The 5,858-nt window shown below is 43.4% G+C and carries 3 protein-coding genes; all 3 read left to right on the top strand.

All coding sequences use genetic code 11. The features are described 5' to 3' along the window. The first annotated feature begins 711 nt into the window (after nt 1-711). Nucleotides 712-3,870 carry a TonB-dependent receptor gene (locus VN105_RS03220; RefSeq protein WP_325637864.1) on the top strand — a complete coding sequence of 1,053 codons (3,159 nt, stop codon included), beginning with the start codon at nt 712-714 and terminating at the stop codon, nt 3,868-3,870. A 26-nt stretch (nt 3,871-3,896) separates the two neighbouring features. Next, nucleotides 3,897-5,468, top strand: coding sequence for a RagB/SusD family nutrient uptake outer membrane protein (locus VN105_RS03215; protein ID WP_325637862.1), 1,572 nt, complete (start codon nt 3,897-3,899; stop codon nt 5,466-5,468). Between the two features lie 23 nt (nt 5,469-5,491). Further along, the coding region (locus VN105_RS03210) for a hypothetical protein (protein ID WP_325637859.1) at nt 5,492-5,858 on the top strand (367 nt) is incomplete at its 3' end.

The raw sequence follows: 5,858 nt of genomic DNA, 5'->3' as shown, positions 1-5,858 counted from the left end.
GTATCGGCAGTAATATGCGTCCATTTGTAACATTTGAGCCCCGTAGTTGAATCATTCGACCCCCTCTCTTCTTGTAGTGCAGCAGTAGCTTTACAGCAACTAATATTATGAAAGGCGACTGGAATTTGTCGCAGAAGCATCCCTTACGGGGATTTGCTTTGCCAGGGAACAAATGTTGCCGTATCAGCCATTGCCGGGTATGTAATGGTTCAAAATGGTGGCGTGAACGCCACCAAAACCATTTTAGCCTCAAGGTTGTGGAAACAAAAGATATCCATACAGGTAGGGACCAGGGTATCTGGAAAATGATTGGCTATTTGTAACATCTGATACCCCTGGTTGAATCAACCGGACCCCATGATTGAGCTGTTATAACTATAGCTTTACAACATTTAATCCACGTATATGAAACTACAATTACAACCGCTTCACATGTCAGCCTGTACCCGCTTCAGGGAATTGCTGGCGGGCCATTCTGTTTATTGGACAGAACCAGGTCTCCCTTTTACCGTTATGATTTCTTTATTATTTCACTCACCTCAACGATTCAATTTAAAGTTATCAGATCATATTTAATAAATGGATTATAAGACCAGCTTTTGAAAGAATGGCCACTTTAATAGCCTGGCTCCCGTTATGAATGTTCTGACCTAATGAAATGTCATCTCCGTTTACCGGGGATAATCATCTACCTAAGTAAAAAATTATAAAATGAAGTCAACCAAAATGATTCGCTCGCGAATACTGCCGCTATTGGGTATCCTTTTGGGATTCCTTTTCAGCCCCCAACTTTTTGCACAAACAATAAAAATAACCGGAAGGGTCATCAATAAGAATAACTCCTCTGCCATCCCCGGGGCAACCGTTGCCTTAAAAAATACCAATCGCTTTGCTATTACAGATGAAGCGGGAAAATTTACCATCGATGCTGCTACCGGAAATACATTGGTGATTTCAATAATAGGTTATCAGAAAAGAGAAGTGGTAATAAATAAAAGCACTTCTATTGAAGTAGCACTAACTGAAAACATTTCACAACTGGGAGATGTAGTAGTAATTGGCTATGGTAAAGTAAGACGCCCTGATGTAACCGGCGCTATATCTTCTGTTTCCGGCGATGAAATCCGTAAAACACAACCGGTAACCTTTGACCAGGCCCTGCAGGGAAAAGTTCCGGGACTGGTAGCCCAGCAAATATCCGGTCAGCCCGGCGGAGCGGTGTCTGTTCAGATCCGTGGCCTGTCTTCTTTTGGAGGCGGCTCGCCTATGTACGTTATCGATGGGATTATTATTGGCGGCACCGCCACATTAGGCGCCGGTGTGAATCCATTGGCAGGCATCAATCCGTCTGAAATTGAATCTGTTGACGTATTGAAAGATGCTTCCGCAACGGCCATTTATGGTTCCCAGGCCACCAACGGGGTAATAGTGATCACCACCAAGCGTGGACAGATAGCTCCGCCCAGCATTACGTACGATATGTACACGGGCTACCAGCAAATACCCAAAAGATTGCCCCTGATGAATTTAAGAGAATATGCCAGCTTTATAAATGACAGGAACACCGGGTTGGGCTGGGGCTTTGATACCCGCCCGGAATTTGTGAACCCGAAGTACCTGGGTGAGGGCACCAACTGGCAGAAAGAACTTTTTAGAAATGCCCCGATGTCCAGTCACACGCTCACCGTTAGCGGAGGGGATCTCAGAACACAGTACCTGCTGTCCGGTTCCTATTTCAACCAGGAAGGTATTGCGCTTGGATCCAACTTTCGGAGGATGTCAGTAAGATTGAATCTGGATAACAAAACAACCAATTGGTTAAAGATCGGTACCAGCCTGCAATTGGTTAATATTAAAGAAAGCGTAAACTCCACCAGTTCAAATGTAATTAATACGGCATTAAGCCAGACACCGGATATAGCGGTGAAAAATGAAGATGGTAGCTGGGGGGGCGCCTATAATCCGAATGGATGGGTTAATCCTACCGTAAATCCCTATGCCATCGCCCTTATTAATAAAGATGAAGTAAAAAGGAACCAGCTTTTTGGTAATTTATATGCAGAAATTGCATTTACCAAAGACCTCACCCTTCGGAATGAAGCAACAGGAAGCTTTTCGATGGCCACAGAAGACCGGTTTAATCCCTCCTATACATTTGGGCTTGTAAAAAATAATACTAACAGCGCATCTTATAATTTTTCCCAGAACATATATAGTACCATAAGGAATTTTCTGACCTATGCGCATTTGTTTAAAAATAAGTACAATGTAAATTTGTTGCTGGGGCATGAAGCGCAATTGGGCACCAATGAAAATTCTTCTGCAGGCAGAACTAATTTTCCTTCCAATAATGTACAGGTGATCAGCAGCGGAGATCCTACCACCGCTACCAACGCTGGCAGTAAAGGACAAAATGCCCAGGAATCTTACTTCGGCCGCCTGAACTTCGGCCTCAACGATAAATACCTGTTTACTGCCAATATGCGGGCAGATGGGTCTTCAAAGTTTGCTCCTGAGAACCGCTGGGTGAATACCTGGTCCGGCGCCTTTGCCTGGAAAATGAATAATGAAGAGTTTCTGAAAACCGTAAAAAATATCAATGAATTAAAGCTGCGATTAGGTTATGGTTTAACGAACAACCAGAATATCCGGGATTATGCCTATACATCAACGCTGGCTACCGTTGCTACCGGGCTTACAGGCATTGCGCAATTAACCCAGAATGTGGGTAATCCATATGTACAATGGGAAAAAACAAAGTATGCAAATATAGGACTGGACGGTACGCTCTTTAACTGGAGAATAAATTTCTCTGTGGATTTTTATAATCGTAAAACGGATGGATTGGTGTTGCAGATCCCTTTGCCCCTGTATTCCGGTACGTCTATTGGCTATGCGCCGGGTGCACTGGATGCCCCATACGTAAATGTGGGTACAGTTAATAACAAAGGCTTTGACTTCAGGATCAGTTCTACCAACATTAAAAGAAAATATTTTACCTGGAAAACAGATGTAACGGTTTCCCGCAATATTAACGAAGTATTAAAACTTAATACTGATGGCGCTTCGCTTGACAGGCAATACAGCAAAACCGTTGTGGGCAGGTCTATCGGAGAGTTTTACGGGTATGTGATCGATGGAGGAGTGTTTGCAACACCAGAAGATTTCAAGACCCACGCTTTGCCAACAAAAAATGGGGTGCCGTTACCTGTTGGGGCTGCCGGTGGAAGCATCTGGTATGGCGATCTGAAATTTAAGGATTTTAATGGCGATGGCGTGATTGATGAACATGATCAAACGTTTTTGGGTTCTCCCGTGCCTAAATACCAGATTGGTTTCAACAATACTTTCTCGTATAGGAATTTTGACCTGAATATATTTTTCGCTGCCAACATTGGCAATAAAGTATATAACCAGCTTCGTATAAATGGTGAATATCCGGGTACCAGTTATGGATATCTCAGGTCATTAATGAACTATGCGAAACTTACTTTAATTGATCCGGAAGGAAGTGCCACTGATATCAATAATATAAAGGTAACAAACCCCAACACCAGGATTGTGGGAATAAGGAATGATAACACCAATGATAATAACCGGAACTCTGATAAGTTCGTGGAAGACGGATCTTTTTTGAGATGTAAGAATATTTCTTTAGGGTATACCCTCCCCGAAAGCCTGATCTCGAAGGCCAGTATCAAGTACCTGAGAGTGTACGTCAATGTTTCAAATGCTTTCATCATTACCAACTACAAGGGAATGGACCCTGAAATCGGATCATGGGACCCGCTGACTGCCGGTGTGGATGGTGGTTATTATCCCCAGCCCAGGGTGTTTACCATTGGTGCCAGCATTAAATTGAATAAATAAATATTCATCTGTTAATATCAATCGTTATGAGATCAATATTGAATAAAATAATTGTGTTCCTGTTAATAATAATGGCAATGACAGGATGCTCCAAAAGTTTTTTGGATCGTCCGCCGCTGTCACAGATAAGCGCCGATAATTTTTATCAAAGCACCGGCGATTTAAGGCTGGCAACAGCAGCATTGTATGCCGGCACCCCCTGGGCCGACTGGAACTATAACTGTTATTTACCTGTTGGAGATGTGTTGAGTGGAAATATGGCAGTTGGTTATTGGGGAGATGCAGTGCAATTGAATACTTTCACCGTTACCGGCATGAACGGGATTATGATTGCCAACTGGAAATCAATGTATAAACTCATCGCGCATTGCAACGTTACCATTAGCGCCATCCAGCAAAAAGCGCCTGATACAATTCCTGGTAAGGATAAAAATGCTGCTATTGCTGAGGCCCGGTTTCTACGCGGATTTGCCTATTATAATCTCGCAGTGCTATGGGGCGCAGTTCCTGTTATTGAAGATAACAGCAAATTGATTATCTCTCCCCTGGTTAATCGTATAAAAACAGAAGACGTATATAAGTTTGCGATCAATGACCTCACATTTGCAGCCGGTCATCTCCCTGCATCAGATGTTGCAGGAAGAGTAACCACCTGGTCGGCACAAGGCATGTTAGCGAAGGTGTATTTAACGGCCGCGGGTTTAAATCAGAATGGAACAAGAAATCAGCAACTCCTTGACAGCGCGGCAAAGTATGCAGGAAATGTATGTAAAAACAGCGGCCTGGCATTGCTAGGTAATTATGCCGATCTTTTTAAAGCCCAGTTTAATGATAATCCTGAGTCATTGTTTGCATTACAATGGGCGCCGGGTGGCGCCTGGCTTGAAGGTAATATGCTGCAGATCTACTCAACGAGTGTCGAAATATCTGCCAATGGATCGGCCGGCTGGTTTGGCATAGGACCAACCGTAGATATGTATAAGTTATACGCTACAAGAGATTCAGTAAGGCGTAAAGCTACTTTTATGATCAATGGCGACTATTACCCCGAGTTGAATGCCGCCGGTGGCGGATTTAAATTTACCGGGGCATGCGCATTGAAAAAACATATTATCGGCACCAACAAGGACAATAGTGCACCTACTATGACTCAAACCTCTTCTACGGAGCATAATGCATTACTAAGACTGGCAGATGTGTATCTGCTGTATGCAGAAGCCATACTGGGTAACAATGGTTCCACGAGCAACGCTGATGCACTTTTATATTTTAACAAGGTTCGCACAAGAGCAGGGATGCTTCCAGCTCCTAAAATTGATGCCGACAGTGTGCTGCTTGAAAGAAGAATTGAATTGGCAGGAGAGGGCCAATACTGGACAGACCTGGTGAGATTGTCTTATTATAACCCGGCAAAGGCAATCAGTAAATTAAAAGGTGAAGCACGTGTTACCTTTACGTTGCCGGACGGTGTTTTAACACCTGCTGATCCATATGGAGTTATTACTCCTCCCACTATTCAGAGCTTTACGTTCCCAATACCTTCTTCTGAGGTAACTGCCAATCCGAAACTGCAGGAACCCCCGGTATCATATTATTAAAAAAATACTAAAACTATTATACCGTGAATAAAGTAATATTCAATCAGATCTATAAAAGTTTGCTGTTTTTTGGCATTGTTGCGGCCTTTGCAAATATGCAATCCTGTAAAAAGGATGTAACGGCTGGAGCTCCCGAAATAACAAGCGTTAGAAATTATGCGGCGTCTCCTGAAGATACCCTCGTTGGTACTATTACCACCGGCCAGTGGGTAGTGTTGATAGGACATAATTTAAAGGATGCGGTACAGATATCTTTTAACGGCGTACCGGCTTCCATCAATAGTGTGATGTTTTCCGATACCAGTGCTACGGTGCTGGTACCTGCTGTAATACCGTTTCCATCAGTACCTGCTGAAAGCCTGAACACTATCCGCTATATTACCCGGCAGG

Source organism: Chitinophaga sp. (genome assembly GCF_035564935.1).
Classification (GTDB): Bacteria; Bacteroidota; Bacteroidia; order Chitinophagales; family Chitinophagaceae; genus Chitinophaga.
This window is presented reverse-complemented; position numbering and strand designations above follow the sequence as displayed.

Bases quoted from the DNA above. Each gene is read 5' to 3' on its own strand.
- VN105_RS03220 (WP_325637864.1), top strand. From the start codon at position 712: ATGAAGTCAACCAAAATGATTCGCTCGCGAATACTGCCGCTATTGGGT.
- VN105_RS03215 (WP_325637862.1), top strand. From the start codon at position 3,897: ATGAGATCAATATTGAATAAAATAATTGTGTTCCTGTTAATAATAATG.